The 1,442-nt window shown below is 37.5% G+C and carries 2 protein-coding genes; both read right to left on the bottom strand.

All coding sequences use genetic code 11. The annotated features are described in order from the left end of the window. Positions 1 to 918: histidine kinase (locus BZG79_RS15975; protein ID WP_199878109.1), on the bottom strand; the 918-nt coding region annotated here is incomplete at its 3' end. Between the two features lie 79 nt (positions 919 to 997). Next, positions 998 to 1,442 (bottom strand): type IV pili methyl-accepting chemotaxis transducer N-terminal domain-containing protein (locus BZG79_RS15970; protein ID WP_206779514.1); only part of this gene is annotated, 445 nt, incomplete at its 5' end.

The raw sequence follows: 1,442 nt of genomic DNA, 5'->3' as shown, positions 1-1,442 counted from the left end.
ATCTGATAATTGTTTAAAGCTTTCCTGGAGTGCCTCGTGTAAGTTACTACCCTCAAGTTTTAATCTGAAAGTGGTCAACAGTTCTCTGAGTTCCTTGTATGCACCATTTAACGCAGTTTTTATATCTGAAATCGTATTCTCGATACTGATATCAACCGACGGATCAGTGAGTCCTTTTTGTAATACAGCAACCTGTATTTTTAAGTAGGACAGTGCTTGTGCGAGAGAGTCATGTAACTCACGCGCGATAACGGTACGTTCACGAGCGAGTGCTAATCGCCGTCCCTCGTCTTGGCGATGTTTTAAACTTAATGTAATCGCGAACTGCTCTGCAACAGACTGAATAAGCTGTGATTGCCAAGGATGGAGTGGTTCATGGTTACGAGGTACACAGTTCAATACACCGAAATGATTATGATCATAGACGAGAGGAAATGTGTAGGCTTCCTCGGATTCCAGCGGACTATCGAAGCTTACACAATCACTGCAATCTCGATTGCGGCAGCTCAATGGCAAGATACTCTTTTTAGTATTTAAATGATGGTAGGGTTTGGTGCCATTTTCTGTCATCAGACATAGCTCTAACCCTTCAATACCTGTTACTTCTGACAGTTTCGAAAGATGTGGTTGAAAATCAATATTGCTTCCATGGGAGTGATTGGATTTATTGGAAATAGAGTAAAGTAGTTGAATAGACTCATTGGTTCTTTCTAGCTGCTTTGTTTTTTTTCGCACTTTCTCTTCCATGCGAATATGTGAGTCATTAATAGCTCTAACCATTCTGTTAATGGTTTTGGCAAGAATTGATAGTTCGTCATGACCATGCTCATCAGCTTGAACTGTGTAGTCACCTTGACCTATTTTAGTCGCTATTATCGTTAAATCTGAGAGTGGGCGTCTAATGAGATGGTTGACCATATAAATCGCTAAGAATATAAATGAGATTGTAATTAAAAGAGATGCGGCTTGTATTTGTCTGATCAAACGGTTGTTGTCTTCAGCATGTACTTGATAAGTTTTTACTAGATGGTNCGTTTAATTTTCTTTCTAGCTTATTCAGTTTTTGGTTTGTTAGATGTGAATCTAAAATTAGCGGCTTAATTTCATTGTTCCAATCGTACCAGATAGCGTCATGTAATTTTTTCTTTTCCGTTTTTTTAGTAGCTTGCATTAGTACAGGATTAGACAATTTTTTCTCAAAATCACTTATTAAACGGTCTATTTCTTCAGATTTATTATTGGTTATTTTCTTATTCAAAATAAGATAGGATTGCATACGCATTGAACCAGATAAATTTATTGCATGAGCATCAGTCTGTGCATTATCTGAAATATACACGGCTGAGACCATACTGACCAAGGCGATAATGCTAATCATTATCAATAAAGATCCGATTTTGAATACGAGAGAGTCGAAAATACCAATAGAACGGTTTATACCC

This window comes from Salinivibrio sp. MA427, assembly GCF_001996115.1.
Lineage (GTDB): Bacteria > Pseudomonadota > Gammaproteobacteria > Enterobacterales > Vibrionaceae > Salinivibrio > Salinivibrio costicola.
This window is presented reverse-complemented; position numbering and strand designations above follow the sequence as displayed.